This is a genomic window from Mesorhizobium sp. M0189 (genome assembly GCF_040322135.1).
GTDB lineage: Bacteria > Pseudomonadota > Alphaproteobacteria > Rhizobiales > Rhizobiaceae > Mesorhizobium.
Genome location: NZ_JAMYSW010000001.1, coordinates 481,963 through 501,143 on the forward strand (window position 1 = coordinate 481,963; position 19,181 = coordinate 501,143).

The following is a 19,181-nucleotide window of genomic DNA, read 5'->3' on the forward strand; positions in this document are numbered from 1 at the left end:
ATGCCGAGATATTTTTTTCACTTCCGAAACAATGACGGCCGCTTGACGGAAGATTTCGAGGGTCAGGAGTTGGACGGTTTGTCCGCGGCTCAGGATAACGCCATGGCTTCGGCCAAGGAAATCCTGGCCGAGGGCCTGCTCAGCGGCAGCCCGGTCCTGACAGGTCTTTCCTTCGAAATCTGCGACGAGAACCGGAAGCTGCTATTCCGATTTCCCTTCTCGGAAGCTGCCGAAAAGGCTGGCACTCGACCGTGATTGGCCAAAGGCCCGCAATGCGGGCGAGCTTTGTCGAGCCTGGCTGAAAAACCGCATGTCGCGGCAAGGCGGTCGTTGGCGCAAATCAGCACCATAAGCAAATTAGTAGCATAGCTGCCGGCACAAAGCAAGAACAAACATGGCTTGCCTTGCCGACAGGGGAACTATTTATGCTCCCGTTTGTCGGCCCAGGGCTACCGTAGCGTTCCAGGATCTCGAGGGCAGGGGACTGACCAAGGCGAGCGCGGCGAGACTGATCCGCGATCGCGACGGCCTGATCTCCCTGGTCGCCGAGTTGGGCTCTCTGACGCTCCAGGCGCGACGAGGGCGCCTGACACTTTCGACGCACATCTGCTGCGGGCATTGCCCTGCTGTGCGCAAATATGTGATGAGGAGGTGCCGCGCCATCGTTGCGGCGCGCAGATTAAGCCGGGCAGTGTGCTAACTTCCGCTGGCAATCGACCAATTTCCGGACTGGTACGTGACCGTGATCTTGAGTCGCAGTGCATGGGAGTTCCATTCCCGATCTTGGCTTATTACGTGCACCGGAAGCGCTTCGTTGCGGGATAAGGCCATGTCCTTCAGTCGGAACTCGACGTCATTTCGCGTCTGATGACGGCAGAGTTTCTCTCTGCCGTCATCAGAACACATACCGAATGCTGGAGGATACAGGTGAAATTGAGAGACGCGGCACTTGCTGTTTTTTCAAACAAACGCCGAGGCGTGGCTTGGTATAAGATCGCACAGAAGAAGGCGGACAGATACGGCTTCTATGTCTATTCCAGCCATATGGTCTGGAAGGACCAGCCATTTTTCCGCAAGGCACTGCAGCGGGTCAAAAACATCCGCGGGATTCCAGATCCGCGAGCTTTTGTCCTGCAAAGCTGCCTACGATCGATCGAGCGGATCGACGGCGATGTGGCCGAATGCGGCGTAAGGCAAGGCCGGTCGACGATATTCATGCTGATGAGCGATCTTCGGCCACGGCACTATCACCTTTTCGACTCGTTCGCCGGCCTCTCGGAACCGACCGCAGAGGATCGCAAGCGAAACGGCCAAACGCCGTGGAAGTCCGGCGATCTCAGCACTGACGAGAGGGTAGCCAGAGAGAATATTTCGGACTTCGGCAACACAACTTTTCATGTGGGATGGATACCGGAAACTTTTCCCAGCGTAGCCGACCGGCGTTTCGCCCTGGTCCATATTGACGTCGATCTATACGAGCCGACGCGTGACGCGCTTGCCTTCTTCTACGATCGGGTGTGCGCACATGGCGTCATCATATGCGATGACTACGGCTCCGCGCTCTGTCCTGGAGCCCGAAAGGCCTTTGACCAATTCTTCGAAAACCGCCCGGAAGGCATTATCGAACTTCCAACGGGGCAGGCGATTGTCATAAAGGCAGGCTAGTCCTGAATGGTTGCGGCGGCTCTCCATCGGATGAAGCGAGGACGTCACCGAATGCCGCGATAGAGATCGGCAGGGCATGGGTATCAATTCTCGCTTGATGGCACCTGCGACGGAGCAAAATAGGCATTGAAGAACTGCTCAACGATCTCGTCGACGACTGAGTTCTTTACGTGCCGCAAGTCCTCTCTGTAGCTACGAGCGAGGCCTCCATAGGTGACAAGCTCGAACGAGGGAAGATAATGGACATTGTCCCGTTCCCGGCAGACTTGACCAAGCACGGCGCGAAGAACGGATTTGCCTTCAGTGCTCGCGGTGACGACATCCGCGTCCTGAAATGTGCGCGCCAATGCAACCGGTGAGACCGTGAGAATTATCGGCGCATCGGGTTTGCGTTCACGGACCATGTCCACGGCAGCCATCACGTTGGCGTAGTTTTCCTGAAAGCTGCTGACGTGAAGCGTTGTTTCCTGCATTCCGCCGCCGCCGAGATAGAGCGGCTTCTGCGCTGCTGCTTTGCCACTGGCCTTGTTGATGAAGACCTGGGTCATTCCAAAGGTGAATATGAATGCCGTGGCGGCATCGAAGCCAGCCCGCATCTCCCGGTTTACGCTCCCGATCACCTCTTTGAGAATTTCCGGAGATTTGGCGAAAATACCGCGCCGATACGGGTCCTGAAAGCTGGCCGAGCCCCAAGGGACGCGTTTCTTGACCTGCCACCAGTCGTCGTCTGCCTGATCCCACACGCCAAGCATTTGCTCGAGCTGGAGGCGAACAGTGAAAGTGTTGTAGAAGTTCATATGTTCCTGCCGAGGCAGCTCATCTACAATGGCCTCCGCGGGGTCGAAGCTGATATTTCCGTAGGACGGGACGCATGCGATGCGTCTGTTTGTCAACGCGCGTCGAATTTCCTGCGCAAAGCAACTCCCCATCGTGAAGAATATATCGTCAGAAGTTAATACGGGGGTTTTGCGTATAGTAATGGCGCCAGAGCTTACAAAGTCGCCATACTTCGCGTTCAATTTATCCGACGCCATCAGACGGACAGGTTTGGCGTATCCGAGTCGATTGCGTATCCGAAGGTACCTTCGTTTAACTCGCTCCAGAAATGGCACAGTCGCTCCATAGTGGTCACAGCTGGCCCCAACCGCAATGCCGGACATGTAGTCCGCTTCGCGGCTAGCTGCAATCAGAAGGATTCAAGATTGACTATTCGAACGACGTCAGACCTCAGATGCGGTTCTTTTGGCGCATGTTGTCGCGGCGCAGTCTGGTCCCGCTTCACGCTTCATTAAGGCGTCTGTCGGGCTGTCCGCTGACCCCGACAGTTGTGCAGAAATCGCCTTTGGTGGATCGGCAACGCAACATGAGCCGCGCCCTTGGGACCGGGGGATCTCTCTCGCGCACGTCTGGCGTAACCCAAGGCAGACCGAGGGATTAGGGCCTACCAGAGAGGGTAATTGTCCTCCGGCTCAGCTTCCTCGTCAGCTTTTCCTCGTTTTTTTATGACCATCCGCACCAATGCTATTGCGGCTACAACCAGCAAAGCAGCGGATATCCAAAAAAATATACTATTCATGGAAAACATTCATAGTTTTTCTCTCGTATACGTCAGTATATTAGAGGTTTCTCTTTGGAAAAGTTCAGAAGACCCTGTTCCATAATCGCGTTGGCAACAATCCTGGCAGCGGAATCCGCTCCCTTCTCGGTGAAATGCACCTCGTCGTAATAATTTCTATCCAAAGTCTCGCTGCGTTGGCAAAGGTAAGGCAACGATCCATGGAGATCAACGACCGAGGCGCCGGTTCGCTTGGCTATGTCTTCCACAATGCGTCTGTGTTCCCAAACCGCGTTTGCAGCGGGATCGTTTGGGTCTTCCTGCCGATAATTGGGGTTTACGAAGAGAACCGAGGCCCCGGCTGCCTCTGCGAGGACGACCAGTGCACTAAAGTTCGCGCGAAACGCGTCTGGTGGATTGTGCGCAATGTGCTTCGAATTTCGACGTCCATCGCCTCGACGTCGAACAATGTTCCCGACATACGCGGTCGCCAGATTTTGCCGTCTTTTGAACCAACCCGAAAGCCCGCCACCTGACGGTGGCTCGAACCAGGAGCAGGAATACTGGTTGTAGTCTCGAGACAGTCCTTCCAGTCGGCGAGGATGAACATCATTGTGGGTATAGTAGTATACGATAAGATTAGGTGACAATGGCGCTACGTGGAAAAGACGTCTCAAAACGTTCTCGACCGAGGTATATCCGCCAACTCCTGCGTTGACGATGTCAATTTCGACTCCCGGTTTCAGATCCCTCAGGTATTCGCCCAGCCGGTGCGGATAAGTACGGCTATCGTCTTCTATTCCGGTACAATAAGTAGACGATTCTCCCATACAGACAACTCTTAGACATTGCTCCGGCTTCGGCATGGCGGTTTCCGGGCCCCGGAAGCCCAGGCTATTGTGTCTCGATCTGCCGTTGCCCGAGTGCCACACAGGATTCAGCTCATATAGGGTATAGGGGTTTGGCCGAACCAAAGGTGTCGGGCAACCAGCCCATTTGGCAATCAAGCCTGGGAAACCGATCTGGAGCAGCGCCCTATCGCCTAGAAGCATAATGAGGCCTTTGCGCAAAGTGCGCCGCGCTCTCCAAAGTTGCTTTTTAACCACGTTCATCTCGACACCATGTAGCAACGCCTTTCGTGCGCGTGCTCAATCGGGCTCAAACTCACCGCGGTAGTCCATTGCGAGGGCGGAATCCTGCTTCGGCTTATGGAGAACGCAGTTACCAGCCACCAGCACGTCCAGATCCGTTCCCATGAAGCAGCGAAAAGCATCCGTCGGGGAACATACGATCGGCTCGCTGCGCACATTGAAACTGGTGTTCACCAAGACAGGACAGCCGGTAAGCGCTTCAAACCGGGTGATCAACGCGTGGTATAGCGGGTTGGTCTCGACGTGCACCGTCTGAATCCTGGCCGAATAGTCGACATGCGTGACGGCAGGAATCTCGGACCGACGGACGTTCAGCTTGTCTATTCCGAACATAGCGGCCTCGGATGCAGTCATCGCGCGGTGACGGCTCTGCTTAACCGGAGCAACGAGGAGCATATAAGGCGATTCACCCTCCAGATCGAACCAGTCCGACACATGTGCCGACAGGACTGAGGGGGCGAACGGACGAAAACTCTCGCGAAACTTGACCTTGAGATTGAGCGTCTTCTGCATATGGTCCGACCGCGGATCTGCAAGGATGGATCTGTTGCCAAGCGCCCGTGGTCCGAATTCCATCCTGCCCTGGAACCACCCCACCGCCTTGCCGTCGGCCAGCGCCGCAGCCGTGGCATCGATCAGTTGGTCGGTTGGCATGACTTCGAAAACGGCTTTGGCTCGGCTGAGTTGCGCTTCGATCTCGCTCTGACCGAATTCCGGACCGAGATAACTCCCTTTCATGGAATCTTGCTTGGCTATAACCCGCTCACCGCCGAGTTTAAGATGCCAGGCGGCGAGTGCGGCCCCAAGCGAGCCTCCGGCATCGCCGGCTGCGGGCTGAACCCAGATTCTCTTGAAGGCACCATCTCTGAGCACTTTGCCGTTCGCCACGCAGTTAAGCGCCACACCGCCGGCCATGCACAGATTGGGAATTGCAAAATCTCGTGCCAAGCTGCGGGTCAGCCGAAGAACGATCTCATCGGCGACGCCTTGGATGGACGCGGCAACGTCCATGTGAAAATCAGTTAACGGATCGGTATCAGGGCGCCTTACCGGCTGTCCGAAGAGGCTGGCGAACCGTGCGTTCGTCATTTTCAGTCCAGTGGCATACGCGAAATAGCTTTGGTCGAGACGGAAGGTTCCGTCCTCCTTCAGGTCGACCAGCTTTTCCAGGATCAGCGATTTGAACCGAGGCACACCATAGGGGGCCAGCCCCATCACCTTGTATTCGCCACTGTTTATCTTGAAGCCGAGATAATAACAGAACGCTGCGTATAGAAGCCCGAGCGAATGCGGAAACCGCAATTCCCGCACGACATCGAGAGTTGCGCCCCTGCCGATCGCAACTGTCGTGGTTGCTTTCTCGCCAACGCCGTCGAGAGTCAAAACCACAGCTTCGTTAAAGGGCGACGGGAAAAACGCGCTGGCCGCGTGGCTCACGTGGTGTTCGGAAAAAAGGATCCGGGATGGATCCTTGAAGCCGCGGTCGATTCTGCGGAGTTCGTCGAAAATGATCCTCTTCTGAAATAATTTTCCCGTCAGCCAAGCGGGCATCGCCTTTCGGAATGAATCGAATCCGCTAGGAGCGGCGTCGAGATAGGTTTCAAGCAGACGCGAAAATTTTAGCAGCGGCTTTTCATAGAATACGACGTAGTCCACATCCTTCAGCAAGACACCGCCGGTCTGCAAAACGGACCGAATGGCGTTTGAGGGGAAGCGTTCGTCGGCTTTTCGACGGGTGAACCGCTCCTCCTGGGCCGCCGAAATGATGGCGCCGTCGACGACGAGGGAGGCCGCGCTGTCGTGGTAGAAAGCCGATATGCCCAATATATTGGTCATAATATTGTCTTCAAAACTGATGGGTCATCGAGTTCAAATCGTTCTTGGTTCTTCGTTCAATCCAAAATGTATCATTGGAATGCGTTCTTTGGAGCCGTCGGCAGATCACTCTGACCAACCGGCGTGCAAATCCGACGGGAAATACCACCCCAAAGAACGTCGATGCACACACCAAGTCGGAAAACCAACCATTGGTCGCAGCCCTCTTGGAGGGCACGTTGTGAATGTCAGACACTATTTTCGCCCACCACGAGAATGCACCCAAGCTATTGGCAAACGATTGAGCCGAAGGAACAAAGCTTGTCAAGGACGCGGCGTATCACCGAGCCGATTGAGCCCGTGCGGCAGCCTTGACGGTCGCCATTCAATGAGTCGGGTTCGGCATTGACTGCGGCTCCGAACGAAGCCACAGACATGGAATAGGATATGAACTATCGCGGATGCTCAAGCGGCGTCCCGAAATCGTGCGGGTCGGCAGAGAGCAGAGGCCCTCCGGTACCAACGCACATCGCATCGGGAAATGGAATGAGCGCAAAGAGACGAATTTCGGCGGTGCTGGCATACCCGCTGGTTAAGCGTCTGATCATCGAGAACCTGCCGCCGCACAAAACGCTGTATCTCGCCGGTTTGCTGTGTTCGATCGCCGTTGCGGCGACGACCGCCGCGTCGGCTTGGATCATGAGCACCATGGTCAATAGCATCTATGTGGAACGCAACGCTGCCGCCGCATGGGGTATCAGCGCCGTAATCATCGGCATTTTCCTGGTTAAGGGCATAGCCGCCTATTGCCAGACCATCACGACGGGAAAGATTCGCCGGGCTATCGTCTCGGACCTGCAAAACCGCCAGTTTTCTCGAATGGTGCGTTTCGACATCGGTCGTTTCGCCAATCAGCATCCGGCGAAATTCGTCTCCAAGATCATGTTCAACGCGCGCGCCGGGTCATCCGTTATTCTGACGCTCACGAGCAGCACCGTCTCCGATGTGCTGACGCTGATTGGCCTGGCAAGCGTCATGGTCAAGCAGGATCCGATGATGTCGCTGATATCCGTGGCGGTTCTGCCGCTGCTGTTCCTGTCGGTGGGCGCCATAACCAGGAAGCTCAAGGCGCTGGCAAGGGGCGAGACGGAGTTGGCTGCACTGGTCCAGTCGATCGGCACGGAAGCCGTCGAAGGTATCCGGACCATCAAGTCCTTTCAGCTCGAAGACAAGGCGGTCGCCAGCTTCGCAAAGGCCGTCGGCAAGATGGAAAGGCGCGGCATCCAGATAAACCGGACGTCAGCGTTGATGAGTCCGTTGATGGAGACCGGCGGCGGCGTGATCATCGGGCTGTTCGTCATTTATGCCAGTTGGCAGACCCTCGGCAACGGCAAGACCCCGGGCGAGTTCATGGCCTTCATAACCGCCTTTCTGCTTGCCTATGAGCCCGCCAAGCGGCTGGCCCGCGTCAATGTCGATATCCAGAAGCAGATGGTGGCGGTTGAGCAGATGTATGATTTGATCGATACGCCCGAGCAGCGACAACTCGCAACCGCCGGCGAGCGCCTCACCGATGTCGAGGGCGGTATCCGTTTTGAAGATGTGGCCTTCTCCTACGAAGGCAACAGCCCGGCGCTGCACGGCGTTTCCTTCGAGGTACGGCCCCGTGAGAAGCTGGCGATCGTCGGCCGCTCCGGCGCCGGCAAGACCACCATCGTCAATCTGATCCTGCGCCTCATTGAGCCGGACAAGGGCCGGATCCTCATCGACGGAAAGGACATTTCCAAGATCGGCCTCGCCGACGTTCGCGACAATATCGCACTGGTGTCACAGGATGTCTTCCTGTTCGAAGGCTCGATCCGCGACAACATCCGCGACGGACGCCCGGGCGCCACCGATCAGGAAATCGAGTCCGCGGCGGACCTCGCCCGGGTCACCAGCTTTTCCTCCAGCCTTGAAAACGGGCTCGACACTCTTGTCGGGCCGAGTGGCACCAACCTGTCGGGCGGGCAGAAACAACGCGTCGCCATCGCGCGCGCGCTGCTCAAGAATGCTCCGGTAATCGTCTATGATGAAGCAACGTCCGCGCTTGACGGCGAAAACGAACGGGCGGTCATGGAGGCTGCTTTCGACGATGCATTCGAGCGCACGGTGATCTGCATTGCGCACAGGCTTTCAACCATCAAGGCAGCCGATCGCATCCTGGTGTTTGACGCTGGCATTCTGGCGGACGCCGGGACTCATGACGAGCTTGCCAGGCGCAGCGAAATTTATCGCTCGATCTTTCACCTGGAGGCGTCCGGCCCGATCGTCGAGGGCAGCAAGCAGCTGCGGCAAAGCGTTTTGCGCTGACGGCGATGACCAGTTTTTATCACGGTTCCTATGTCAGGTATGTGATTGCTGGGATAGGCCTGCGATTGCGCCGATACACAAAGGCCGCGCGGACATTGTTTGCCGGCTCCAAGCCTCATTCCGTTCTTGAGCTGCAGGCCAAGGCCGACGCGCTGATCGCGCGCAGGGACTGGACAGGCCTCGAAGCAAGTATCAATGAAATGGCCATCATGGCTGACCGTTCCCGCAACGCCGAGCTGATGCAGAAGGCAGGACAGGCCTTCGAACGGCTGGGCAACTTCGCCCGGGCGGCCGAGCTACGGCTTACCGCTCGCCGGCTGCGGAAGGGGAAAAATGCCAACGAGTGGACCGGGGAGAACCTCGGTTCGGATACACTGCTGATCGATCTTGTGGAGGATGACCCGCGCAGCCTTGGCCGGGTTATCCGCCACGCGCGACTGGCCGGCGCCGCCGCTGCCTATGCGCAAAGTGCAACAATTCGGGCAGAGCCGCGGCTCATATCAATTCTGCAGCGAACGTTCCCGAAGGCGACCGTGGTCCCGGCGCAGCAGGATGTGATCGGCGACAAACATGCGACCTTCGAAGATCTCGCCTGGGTGTTCGGACGCGATGCCGAGAAACTTGCCGCCGACTTCGTGCCGCTGCGAGCAGATCCTGGGCTCGTCGAGACATTCCGCAAGCATTATCGCTCGATCACGGATCTGCCGCTGGTCGGCCTCTCCTGGGGTAGCAAATCCCACACCAAGGACGTGCCTGACTTCCCCGAATGGGCACGGTTCATCGCCCAGACACAAGCGACATTCGTTTCGCTTCAGTACGGACAGATCAAGCCGGCGCTGCGGCGCCTGCGCAATGGCAATGACGCGCGTCTTATCTATGACGACAGCGTTGACCAGATGGTCGATATGGACCGGTTCGCTGCACAGGTCGCAGCGCTCGATGCCGTCGTGACGATCAGCAACACGGCGGCTCATCTATCCGGAGCACTTGGTATTCCGACTATTTTCCTGATCGACGACAATTTTCAGACGGCGTGGCCAGTCATCGGCGATCGAACGGCTTGGTATCCGAAGGGCGTCGTCATTCGTAAGGAAGGGCGCGCGTGGTCGGTGGTGCTCGACGAGGTTGGTCAAAGACTCTCGTCGATCTTGACGACGCATTCCGACGCTGCCTGTTGAGGATCGCCGTGCCGAACAGACGATCCGTCCTTCAAAAAGCAAAAGCTGCGGACCTGCGCCCGCAAGCAGGCGCGGGCAAGCGGCTACAGACGCTTTTTGATCGAGCAAAGGAACTTCTTAAACGGCCCTCGCGTCATGCCGACGAAAGCGTCGAACGGCATATGAGGCTGATGGCGGAGAGCGTCGAGCGAAGCGACTGGAAGGCGGCCCGGGACCATGCGCTGGCACTCGGCCTGCTCGGTGAGCAGCTTGGCGATCGCGGGCTTGTCAAGAAAGCCGGGCGTGGGCTCAGACGTCTCGGCGGCGGAAACCGTGCCTGGCAGTTGATTGCGTCGAGCAAGCAAATGCCAGGCAGGCCCGAATGGGATGGCAGTGATCTTGCGGGTCGCAGGCTTGCCGTCGAGCGCCGCGAAGGCGACCTTGCGATTTTCCTTCAGTTCGCGTCGTTGCTTGGCCCGGTGGTCGCGGCTGCCGAGCGATGCATCGTCTCGGTCGAGCCGCGACTGGTGCCACTCTATCGCCGAACATATCCTGCGCTCGATCTCAGGCTGGAGGAACAGGGGGAGGTGGCGGCGGTGGACGCCGATGTCTTCGCCTGCTTCGAGACACTGGCGAAGCACTTCTGGCCGGATGAACCGGCAGCACGCGCGCCCTTCGTCCCGTTGGAGCCGGACCGCCGATTGGTCGCCGAGTTGCGCAGCACCTACCTCGATCGCGGCCCCGGTCCTCTGATCGGCTTTGCCTGGGGAAGCCTGAACAAGGCCAAGGACCTGCCGGCCCTGGACGATTGGCGGGCGTTGCTCGGCAGCCTGCCGGGACGTTTCGTCAGCCTGCAATATGGCGATGTCGGGCCGGCGCTCTCCGAGTTCGAGCACTGGGTGCCGGGACGCATCATCCATGACGCTTCCGTCGACCAGTTGTCGGATATGGACCGCTTTGCCGCGCAAATCGCTGCGCTCGATGCCGTGGTGACGATCAGCAATACCGGCGCCAATCTGGCGGGGGCGCTTGGCGTCCCAACGGTCGTCATGCTCGACGACGGGTTTCGGCTGTCGTGGCCCGCCTTCGGCGAGACCGTGGCCACATATCCAAGCGTTCGACTGGTCAGAAAAGGCGGCCAGGCATGGGCGTCCGCAATGCAGGAAGCAGGTGGACGGATCAGGCAAATCATCAGTGGAGTTGCTGATGGCCGATAGCCGATTTCTTCTCCGGTTCCGCCGCGCTATCGCGCTTGCCGGCTACAAATACAAGGTTTGGTTCCGCAGTCATCGGCGGCAGCTTTTCCTTCGCTGGCGTGACGGCGATATTGCCGATCAGATGGCGGATTATCGGCGAAGCATCGAGGCGCGCGATTGGTCGGCCGCGCTGCCGAAAGCCCTGGCGCTAGCATCGATCGCGAAGTCGAGGGGCGAGGTACATCTGCTCGACGAGCTCGGCAAGGCGCTGATGCGGATGGGCGCTTACGGCCCGGCGGCCGAACTCAAGATCGCCCGGCGCCATATCGTTGAAGGCCGTGTCGAGCGTGAGTGGCTCGGCCAGGATGTCTCGGGCCAGGTACTGCTCGTCGACCTGATGGAGACCGAGAAGCAGGGGCTGGCCACCGCGATCCATCATGCGAGTTCCGTCGGCCGCGCGCTCGCCCGCGCCGCACGATTGATCGTGCTCGTCGAGCATCGGTTGGTGCCGTTGTTTCAGCGGACATTTCCCATTGCCGATGTGCGGGCTGTCGGTCCCGGGAACAAGGCCGCCTACGCCGAGGCGCAGGCCTTTGCCGGCGTCCAGCATCTGACTGCTGTGTTCGAAACCAATGAGGCGACGATCCGGGAGCATTTCGTCCCGCTTAAACCGGATCCGGCGCGGGTCGCTGAACTTCGCGCCCGCTACAGCGAGGACGGCCGGCCGCTGGTCGGCGTCGCATGGGGCAGCTCCAATCCCGGCAAGGACCTGCCGCCGCTGGCGGCGTGGCGTCCCCTGCTTGGCCGACAGGACCTTCGGTTCGTTTCGCTGCAATATGGCCGGACCGAGTCAGACCTGAAAATCTTGACCGATGGCGACCCGACACGTGTGTTGCACGACCCTACCGTGGATCAGCTTGTCGACATGGACATGTTCGCGGCGCAGGTTGCAGCGATGGACGCCGTCGTAACCATCAGCAACACCGGGGCCCACCTGGCGGGCGCCCTCGGCGTCCCGTCGGTCTTCATCCTTGGTGACGGCTTCAAACGTTCGTGGCCAGTGGAGGGCGACCGCACGCCCTACTATCCTTCGGCCGTGCTGGTCTCAAAGCGCGAACGGCCCTGGGCCGACGTGATGGACGAGGCGCGACACCACATGTGCTCACTCATCGCCTCTAGTTGACTCCGCCACGCCTGGCATCGCGAACGCACTAGGAAGGCCACAGCAGCCAAGTGGTCAAGGGCCTTTTTTTACGGCGAGAACGCTGTAAACTGCCGGCTGGCGGCTGGTTCAAGACTTGGAGGGCGATGCATATCTTTGGGTAGGTCGGGGAACAAGTCGGCTTCTCTTATCAGCGAAGACTTTGTGCAGCGGCTCCTCGCGGTGTACAGGCTTGTGCATCCAGGAAACCTGTTCAGGCGGGGGCGTATCTACGCTCGCGGCAGGGCAGAGACGAGGACGGTCTACTTCGTCCCACACAATCGCAACAATGTTCGTCTGCTGGCTGATGCGGCTCAACTTCTGGTCGACGGCGGCATTCAATGCGTATTCGCGCATATTGACGGATTGAAACGCGGCGGCGTCGCACGCCCTGAACTAAACGCCCGGGGAATGTCGCATATCAGCTTTGCTGAGCTCAAGCGGACGATCAGACCCTGCGACATGCTGGTGACTGGAAATGACTATGCACCGCAATTTTTTAGGCGGTTCATAGATTCTATCAACTTCGGAATGGTCCGTGTGGTCGGCCTCATCGGAGGTGCGAGACTGCTGCAGCCGCATCGATTTGTGAGAGCTGACTACATCCTGTCGATGGGACCGGCAGCGCTGCAGCAACGACGACAACCGACCTACATTGTCGGCTCCCCGGTAATTGAGCGTGCTGTCGAAAACGCGGGCGCCAGACACGATGAAGGGCTTTTCGTGCTGGTGAACTTCAAGGGGGATATCGAAGACCTCGCAGACCGCCAATCGATTGAAGCGGTGGCAGCCGCATGTGCGAAACTCGGCCTTGCCCATGTCGTTAGTGTCCATCCTACGATGTTCGCAAAAGTCGACATGCCGAACAAATCGCCCGTAGACTTCGCACAACTGCTCCCGGACGCCCTGGCGCTAGTAACTCGCCCAAGCACCACGGTTTACGAAGCGATCGCCTGCGGCATTCCGGTGGTGCTCTTTCCGCTGGTTTCGCCGATGGTCGAGTTCGACAGTCCTATGGGCGCTTTCAAACCAACATGGTCGGAGCATCAACTCGTCGACGATATCCTTGCTGCGGTCAGGTCAAGACCGACCTATTTTGAGCAAAGCCGGGACTTCCTCAATGCCAATCTGTCGATTGATCCGAAGATGCCAGCTTCGCAACGGATCGCCAATGCTTTGATCGATATTTACAACCGCTGATTTTGCGCAATCAAAGTGCTCGCAATCGGAGGCCTAAGTTGAGATTGTTGTCCAACTTCTTTGCAAAAAGGCCGCCACTCCTTGTCGTCTCGTTTCCCAAGTCCGGGCGGACGTGGCTGCGCGTAATGCTTGACGATCTGGGCGTCAATGCGGCTTACACGCATGATGGTTCCGACCACAAGGAGCTGCGTGACATTGCACAGATCAGCACCGACAAATCACGCTACAAACGGCAGCGGATCCTATTTCTGACGCGAGACCCCCGCGACACTGTGGTGTCTGGATATTTTCAGGTTTGCAAACGCCATCAGCTGGGAGCAGGTCCGATAGGCGAATGTGTAAGGAGCCCCAAACACGGCGTCGAGAAGATTGCCCTTTTCAATCTGCAGTGGTTCGCAGCCGCAAGTTACATGCGAAAAATTGCGCTTCTGCGCTATGAAGATATGCAGCGGGATACAAACGACGCTTTGCGCAGTGTCGGAAACTTTGTGGGAAAGTCCTTCGACGAGTCCAACCTTGCTGATGTGGTCGTCAGTAGGTCGTTCAAACGAATGCAGCAATCTGAAATCTCAGGAGAACTGGGTGCGCGCTATGGCGGAAAATTGCGACCACGCAATCCTGACGACCCGGAAAGTTTCAAGGTTCGAAAAGGTAAGGTCGGTGGTTATTTGGACTACCTCAGCGTAGATGATGTAGCCTTCTGCGACAATGTACTTGCGCGGCTCGATTACTGGAAGCGGCTCGATGAGGCCTTCCTGCGGCATGGCATATCTTATATCGGCGACAGGGGCAGGTGTGAATTGATCCGATGCATCGGTTTGTCTGCGGATGCGGACATAGCGGCACGACGCCGATAGCTACGATTTTGCCTCATATGCCGATGCCTTTTTTGCCATCTAGGTTCTGCTCTCCGGTTCGAGAAGGCCGAGAAGCAGGTCTGGCTGGCCACAGCGATCCATCATGCGAGTTCTATCGGCCCGCGCGCTCGGCCCGGGCCGATCCCCAGATCACGGCCGCCTACGGCCCTGGGCCGAGGTGATGGACGAGGCGGAGAAGAACATGAGGCGCCTGCTCGAGGCCGCTCGAGCCTGACCGTACAAATCAGCAGGGCGGTTGAGCATCCAGGCAGTTTCCTATACTGGTCTGGCCCGGCTGGCGGAGCCGGCAAAAAGCTTTCGAACCGAAGATCTTCCTGCGGAGCCAATGATGTGCGGATTGTTCGGCGTCTATCGTGCCGAGGGCTTTTCGCCCGACGATATCCATCGTGCCGACCAGGCCCGCGACACGCTTGTGCACCGCGGCCCGAATTATGGCGGCGCACGTGTCACCAGCGATCTCTATCACGGGTTTCGGCGCCTCAGCATTATCGACCTCTCGGCGGCAGGCAATCAGCCCATGGTCAGCGCCGACGGGAAGTTCGCGATCACGGTCAATGGTGAGATCTACAACTATCGCGAGCTCCGCGCCGATCTGATTGCCAAAGGCTGCGTATTCACCTCGCAGTCCGATTCCGAAGTTGTGCTGCATGGCTATCGGGTGTGGGGGCTCGAAGGGCTCTGCGAGAAGCTGGACGGCATGTATGCGGCCGTGATCCATGACGGGGAACGCCGCAAGCTGCATGCGATCCGCGACCGGCCGGGCATGAAGCCGTTCTTCTACTTCCATTCGGGACGCCGATTTGCCTGGGCGTCGGAACTGAAAGCGCTGCAGACCTGGCTCGGCGACGATCTGCCGCCGATCGACGAGACGGCTGTCCTGGACTATCTCGCATGCCGCTATATTCCAGCGCCCAAAAGCCTTTACCGCAATATCTTCAAACTTCCGGCCGCAAGTCGGCTGACATTCGATCTGGAAACCGGCCGCGTCGATGTCGGGCGTTACTGGACCATGCCTACCGAACTCCGCTCGGACAATGACGACCGCCTGGCCGACGGGCTGCGGGACCGCATGCAGGCGAGCGTTGCCGCTCACATGGTGAGCGATGTGCCGGTCGGCTATTTTCTCAGTGGCGGCATAGACTCGGCGGTTGTCCTGTCGCATGCCGTTGCGGTGAACCCCACGGCAAAGGCGTTTTCGATCGGCTTCGAAGATCCGAGATTTGACGAGAGCGCGCAGGCGGCCAAGGTCGCGGCGCTGTTCGGCGCCGAACACGCGATCCGGATCCTGCAGCCGACAGAGCTCGATGACGTCTTCGACCGCACGCGGGAATGGTATGACGAGCCGCTTTCCGACAAGGCCGCCATCCCGGCGTTTCGTGTCTGCGAATTTGCCAGCCGCGACAGGACCGTCGTGCTGACGGGCGATGGCGGGGACGAGCTTTTCGGCGGCTATCGCTCATACAAGCGGTTTAGCGGCATTCGCAGGAAGCAACGTTTCGTCCCGTTCGGTTCACAGAGCGGGTGGCGCCTGAAGGACCGCAATTTGCGCCTGATCACCACGCGTGACCCGGTCGAGCTCTCCATCGCCATTGGCTCCGGCAGAACGAGATGGCAGCGCGACGTCTATCGCGAACGCCTTGCCATCGCTGCTGACTATGATGAACTCGCCCATCTCAGGGCGTGGTGGAAGCCGGAACTCGGACCGTTGCGCAGCCTGCAATATCTCGATTTTCATACCAGTCTGCCCAACAATATCCTGACCAAGGTCGATCGGTTGAGCATGTCGGTTTCGCTCGAAGCGCGTATCCCGTTCCTGTCGCGAACGATGATCGAATATGCGTTCAGCCTGCCGGAGTCGTTTCTTTACAAGGATGGCCAGCTTAAGGGCGGGCTTAAATACGCATATCGCAATGTTTTGCCGGCAAGCACGCTCAAACGTAAGAAGCAGGGATTTGGTCTTCCACAAAGCTGGAAGCGAACGGCCGTGGCTTCGCAATCCGAGGAAAGCTATCAGGAGGCGGTATTGTCCGGTTTCCTGAAAGGCGCCAAGTTTTCGAATGCCTCCGCATAGCCACCCTCAAGGCTGCCAGCATTTCTTTTTTGCCGTGACGGAGCGGGGTCGGGCCATGGGAGCACTGCCGACATGGTGATGCGGACCGGATTCATATGCGGCTGCGGTCATAGCGGCACGACGTTGATCGCGACGATCCTCGCAGCCCATCCCGACGTCTACCTGCCGTTCCAGGAAACCAATGTCTTCTTCAAATGGACGCCGCTGGCGATGTTTCGCTATTGGAAGCTGAAGCGCGCGGCGCGCGGTGCCGGAAAGACCTTGCTGCTTGAAAAAACGCCGCGGCATATCCGTCGCGTCGGCCGTATTCGCCGCCTCGTGCCCGGGGCGCGTTTCGTGATGCCGGTGCGGGACGGGCGCGACGTCGTGGCGTCATTGGCCAAGCGTCTTGGCGATCCAAGGGAGGCGCTCGACCGCTGGATCGGCGACAATGCGCTCGTTCTCGCCGAACAAGGACAGCCGGATGTACTGATCTATCGCTACGAGGATCTGGTCGAGGATCCGGCCAAGATCGTCGAGCGCATCTGCGGCTTTCTCAACCTGCCCTTCAGCCCGGACCTGCTCGACTATCACAGGAAGCCGCAGCAATGGTTCAAGCCGGCCGAAGTCGAACTTGAGAAGCAACATACTGCACTCCGCAACCAGCAGGTCAATCAGCCGATCTATGACGGGCGCGGACGATGGAAGACCGACCTTGGTCAGCAGGAATTGGCGGAGCTTACCGAGGGCCGTGGGAAGCCCCTGATGCAGGCTTTCGGGTACCTTTGAGCGATACGCCCGATATTTTCACTCTGGAAGCGCGCGCGGATAGCCAAACTGATCGAAGTCGCGCTCATATGCGCGATAGATGGAATCCGCCAGTTCTGGCGTGAAGTAGTCGGCAAGCCTGCGACGCGAGGAGGTGTGCAGGGGCGGCATCGCCGCGCGCCGCATATCGTCGCCTGCACCGACATGATCGAGAACCCGTTCGAAATCCTTTGCGAAAGTCTCGGTCTTGCCGATGAGGTCGAACGCAACTCCTGGAACTTCGACAATGTCGCTTTGCCTCTGCCAATGTTTGTCGATGCGCCATGTGGACGTCTTGCAGGCAAAGGCGACGAAATCTGCAAAGGACAGGCTCTTGTCAGCGCCGACAGGCAGCGCCGGATCGGCCCGTTCGCGGTGGGCCAGATAGACCTCGACCCTGCCATAGCCAGGCACAAGGGGACGGTCGCGATATTGGTCGGCCCAGCACGACAACAGCCTGGTGTAGGGATTGCGAACGAAGGTAAATCGCAAGGCTTCAGCACTTGTCGCCATGTGGTGGAACTGCACGATGCCATGGCGAGGCGCCTGCAACCGTGACGCCTTTCGGTTGTGGACCTTCCAGTTCTGGTCGCTGCGCCACCCCGACACGGTGTCGTTGCCGATCATGGCTGCAAGGTTGCTTCGAATGCGGCTGCTGGCCGCCTTCGGCGTTGCCAGGTACAGGATCTTGAGTTGCGGGACCACGTCGATCAAGTCGTCCGGCAGGTATGCGGTTGCCACGGCCCTGCGGTAGAAGGCGAGGGCTTCCGGATGCGCCCAGGCAAGAAACGGCTCCCTGACTACGTCGCGAAGGCTTTGCAGCCGTGGCCGCAACGAGCGCTCGAGGCGACGGAATGCGCCGAGCTGGGGTTTGCCCGGCACGACATTATCGGGCGAAACATGGCTGGTCGTCATCGGCAAAAACCCTCGCCTTGAAATCAGTCTACCTGTCGTGGCATAGGCCTGTAAGCAGGCAGACTGTCTTTACCGCATTGCCCTATCCAAGGCTGGCTTACGGCGCTTAATAGACCGCGAAGAAACTCCCGCCAAGTTCGAAAGCTCAATTGAGGTGGATAGAGGCATCGCGCGTCGCACGGGCTTGTCACAGCACGACCAACGCTTCCGGCCCTGGTGCAGGACAATGATCGCCTTTTGTGCTGCGATGTTTTTCCGGGGGTGGGAAGGCGTTAGACAACGCAAATGTTCCGCCAAATTTTTTACATTCAATCTCTAACTTGGCAGCGTCGACAGACTTACGCTATACGCCGCGGTGGGCACGGTAAACGGGGGACGAAACCACTCACGGATCGAGCTCGAATGTGCTGAAACGATTTCGGAAAATCAAAACAAAGGTTGGCCGAACGGTCGCCAAAAGGACCATACCGGCTTCTCCGTTTTACAAGCGATACCCGTATGGCGGCAAATTGACGATACTGACCGCCGATCGGCAAGGATTGTTTGATCCCGATCACGGATTTTTCTACAATCGCATTGCGAAGTCGGCCAACTCTACGGTCACAATAAACTTGGCCCAGCTTAAATTTCGCGAAAAGTTCCAGCTCGCCGGCGCGAAGAAACAATTGCTGCAGAGCGACACCCTGTTGCGTCCGTCGCAATTGACCGTCGATCAGGTTGATTCGATTTCGAACGTGTTCGCGTTCACGTTTGTGCGGAATCCCTACAGCCGCGTGCTGTCGGCCTATTTGGATAAGGTCGCGACGGGAAAGAAAAACATCGGTAAGCGCGGCAATATCCCGACTTTCTGTGAATTTTGTGATCTCCTGGAAGATGGCTGGCTGTATGCGGACCTCCATTGGGCTCCGCAGACATCGTCGCTTGTCATGCCCACGTCCGAGTTTGATTTTATCGGTCGTGTCGAAAATTTCGCCGAGGACTTCCAAAAGGTGTGGGATCGGATCAGTGGCGGCAGGCAAATCAGCAACACCATCCACCGCAGCCAAAGCCGAACGGATGCGACGAGCAAGGCCGACGATTACTATGATAAGAGATCGCGCGGGATCGTCTCTAGCCTCTATGCCGAGGATTTTGAGGCTTTCGGCTACTGACGGCAATGCGCGGCTTCTGCTCGGCGGCGCACAGTCTACCTCAGGAAAACGACACTCCAGTCGATCATGTGCAAATCTTCACGGCGTA

At 58.2% G+C, this 19,181-nt stretch carries 15 protein-coding genes; 11 read left to right on the top strand and 4 right to left on the bottom strand.

What is annotated here, in order from left to right; translation table 11 throughout:
* Together NKJ09_RS32470 and NKJ09_RS02310 are read left to right on the top strand one after the other, a co-directional pair.
* Entirely contained in the window at positions 1 to 255 is a 255-nt protein-coding gene (locus tag NKJ09_RS32470) for a DUF6894 family protein (RefSeq protein WP_023717696.1), read from the top strand.
* 672 nt (positions 256 to 927) lie between these two features.
* Positions 928 to 1,665 (top strand): TylF/MycF/NovP-related O-methyltransferase, encoded by a 738-nt coding sequence (locus NKJ09_RS02310; RefSeq protein WP_352494614.1) that lies wholly within the window; start codon positions 928 to 930, stop codon positions 1,663 to 1,665.
* A gap of 83 nt (positions 1,666 to 1,748) precedes the next feature.
* Here the strand turns inward: NKJ09_RS02310 and NKJ09_RS02315 are convergent, their stop codons facing one another.
* The 3 genes from NKJ09_RS02315 to NKJ09_RS02325 form a co-directional block, all read right to left on the bottom strand.
* Complete coding sequence (locus tag NKJ09_RS02315) at positions 1,749 to 2,825, bottom strand: GSCFA domain-containing protein (protein ID WP_352762244.1); 1,077 nt, start codon at positions 2,823 to 2,825, stop codon at positions 1,749 to 1,751.
* A gap of 448 nt (positions 2,826 to 3,273) precedes the next feature.
* On the bottom strand, positions 3,274 to 4,332 hold the full coding sequence (locus NKJ09_RS02320; RefSeq protein ID WP_352762246.1) for an SGNH/GDSL hydrolase family protein: 1,059 nt from the start codon (positions 4,330 to 4,332) through the stop codon (positions 3,274 to 3,276).
* Between the two features lie 36 nt (positions 4,333 to 4,368).
* Positions 4,369 to 6,207, bottom strand: a complete 1,839-nt coding sequence (locus NKJ09_RS02325; RefSeq protein ID WP_352494617.1) for a carbamoyltransferase family protein — start codon at positions 6,205 to 6,207, stop codon at positions 4,369 to 4,371.
* 525 nt (positions 6,208 to 6,732) lie between these two features.
* Here NKJ09_RS02325 and NKJ09_RS02330 point away from each other — a divergent pair.
* The 8 genes from NKJ09_RS02330 (at position 6,733) to NKJ09_RS02365 (ending at position 17,009) form a co-directional block, all read left to right on the top strand.
* Positions 6,733 to 8,538: an ABC transporter ATP-binding protein gene (locus NKJ09_RS02330; protein WP_051409617.1), complete on the top strand. Its 1,806-nt coding sequence runs from the start codon at positions 6,733 to 6,735 to the stop codon at positions 8,536 to 8,538.
* Positions 8,539 to 8,603: 65 nt separating this feature from the next.
* Complete coding sequence (locus NKJ09_RS02335) at positions 8,604 to 9,716, top strand: hypothetical protein (RefSeq protein WP_352494618.1); 1,113 nt, start codon at positions 8,604 to 8,606, stop codon at positions 9,714 to 9,716.
* A 161-nt stretch (positions 9,717 to 9,877) separates the two neighbouring features.
* The gene (locus tag NKJ09_RS02340) at positions 9,878 to 10,912 is read left to right on the top strand and encodes a glycosyltransferase family 9 protein (RefSeq protein WP_352494619.1); all 1,035 of its coding nucleotides are present in this window, start codon (positions 9,878 to 9,880) and stop codon (positions 10,910 to 10,912) included.
* Positions 10,902 to 12,074: a glycosyltransferase family 9 protein gene (locus tag NKJ09_RS02345; protein WP_352494620.1), complete on the top strand. Its 1,173-nt coding sequence runs from the start codon at positions 10,902 to 10,904 to the stop codon at positions 12,072 to 12,074. The genes NKJ09_RS02340 and NKJ09_RS02345 overlap by 11 nt, the downstream gene beginning before the upstream one ends.
* 183 nt (positions 12,075 to 12,257) lie before the next feature.
* Positions 12,258 to 13,292, top strand: coding sequence for a hypothetical protein (locus NKJ09_RS02350; RefSeq protein ID WP_352762249.1), 1,035 nt, complete (start codon positions 12,258 to 12,260; stop codon positions 13,290 to 13,292).
* A 47-nt stretch (positions 13,293 to 13,339) separates the two neighbouring features.
* On the top strand, positions 13,340 to 14,149 hold the full coding sequence (locus NKJ09_RS02355) for a sulfotransferase domain-containing protein (RefSeq protein ID WP_352858406.1): 810 nt from the start codon (positions 13,340 to 13,342) through the stop codon (positions 14,147 to 14,149).
* A 349-nt stretch (positions 14,150 to 14,498) separates the two neighbouring features.
* Positions 14,499 to 16,241, top strand: a complete 1,743-nt coding sequence (gene asnB, locus NKJ09_RS02360) for an asparagine synthase (glutamine-hydrolyzing) (RefSeq protein WP_198030461.1) — start codon at positions 14,499 to 14,501, stop codon at positions 16,239 to 16,241.
* 72 nt (positions 16,242 to 16,313) lie between these two features.
* Positions 16,314 to 17,009, top strand: a complete 696-nt coding sequence (locus tag NKJ09_RS02365; RefSeq protein ID WP_023717684.1) for a sulfotransferase family protein — start codon at positions 16,314 to 16,316, stop codon at positions 17,007 to 17,009.
* Positions 17,010 to 17,027: 18 nt separating this feature from the next.
* On the opposite strand, the gene NKJ09_RS02370 is transcribed toward NKJ09_RS02365, so the two are convergent.
* Positions 17,028 to 17,942 carry a sulfotransferase family protein gene (locus NKJ09_RS02370; protein ID WP_023717683.1) on the bottom strand — a complete coding sequence of 305 codons (915 nt, stop codon included), beginning with the start codon at positions 17,940 to 17,942 and terminating at the stop codon, positions 17,028 to 17,030.
* 509 nt (positions 17,943 to 18,451) lie between these two features.
* Here NKJ09_RS02370 and NKJ09_RS02375 point away from each other — a divergent pair.
* Positions 18,452 to 19,093, top strand: coding sequence for a sulfotransferase family protein (locus NKJ09_RS02375; RefSeq protein WP_023717682.1), 642 nt, complete (start codon positions 18,452 to 18,454; stop codon positions 19,091 to 19,093).
* The last annotated feature ends 88 nt before the right edge of the window (positions 19,094 to 19,181 follow it).

What these genes read in the sequence shown, in the direction of transcription:
- NKJ09_RS02345 (WP_352494620.1), top strand. Translation starts at nt 10,902, where the DNA reads ATGGCCGATAGCCGATTTCTTCTCCGGTTCCGCCGCGCTATCGCGCTT.
- asnB (WP_198030461.1), top strand. Translation starts at nt 14,499, where the DNA reads ATGTGCGGATTGTTCGGCGTCTATCGTGCCGAGGGCTTTTCGCCCGAC.
- NKJ09_RS02365 (WP_023717684.1), top strand. Translation starts at nt 16,314, where the DNA reads ATGGTGATGCGGACCGGATTCATATGCGGCTGCGGTCATAGCGGCACG.
- NKJ09_RS02330 (WP_051409617.1), top strand. Translation starts at nt 6,733, where the DNA reads ATGAGCGCAAAGAGACGAATTTCGGCGGTGCTGGCATACCCGCTGGTT.
- NKJ09_RS02325 (WP_352494617.1), bottom strand. Translation starts at nt 6,207, where the DNA reads ATGACCAATATATTGGGCATATCGGCTTTCTACCACGACAGCGCGGCC.
- NKJ09_RS02370 (WP_023717683.1), bottom strand. Translation starts at nt 17,942, where the DNA reads ATGACGACCAGCCATGTTTCGCCCGATAATGTCGTGCCGGGCAAACCC.
- NKJ09_RS02340 (WP_352494619.1), top strand. Translation starts at nt 9,878, where the DNA reads ATGAGGCTGATGGCGGAGAGCGTCGAGCGAAGCGACTGGAAGGCGGCC.
- NKJ09_RS02315 (WP_352762244.1), bottom strand. Translation starts at nt 2,825, where the DNA reads ATGTCCGGCATTGCGGTTGGGGCCAGCTGTGACCACTATGGAGCGACT.
- NKJ09_RS32470 (WP_023717696.1), top strand. Translation starts at nt 1, where the DNA reads ATGCCGAGATATTTTTTTCACTTCCGAAACAATGACGGCCGCTTGACG.
- NKJ09_RS02320 (WP_352762246.1), bottom strand. Translation starts at nt 4,332, where the DNA reads ATGAACGTGGTTAAAAAGCAACTTTGGAGAGCGCGGCGCACTTTGCGC.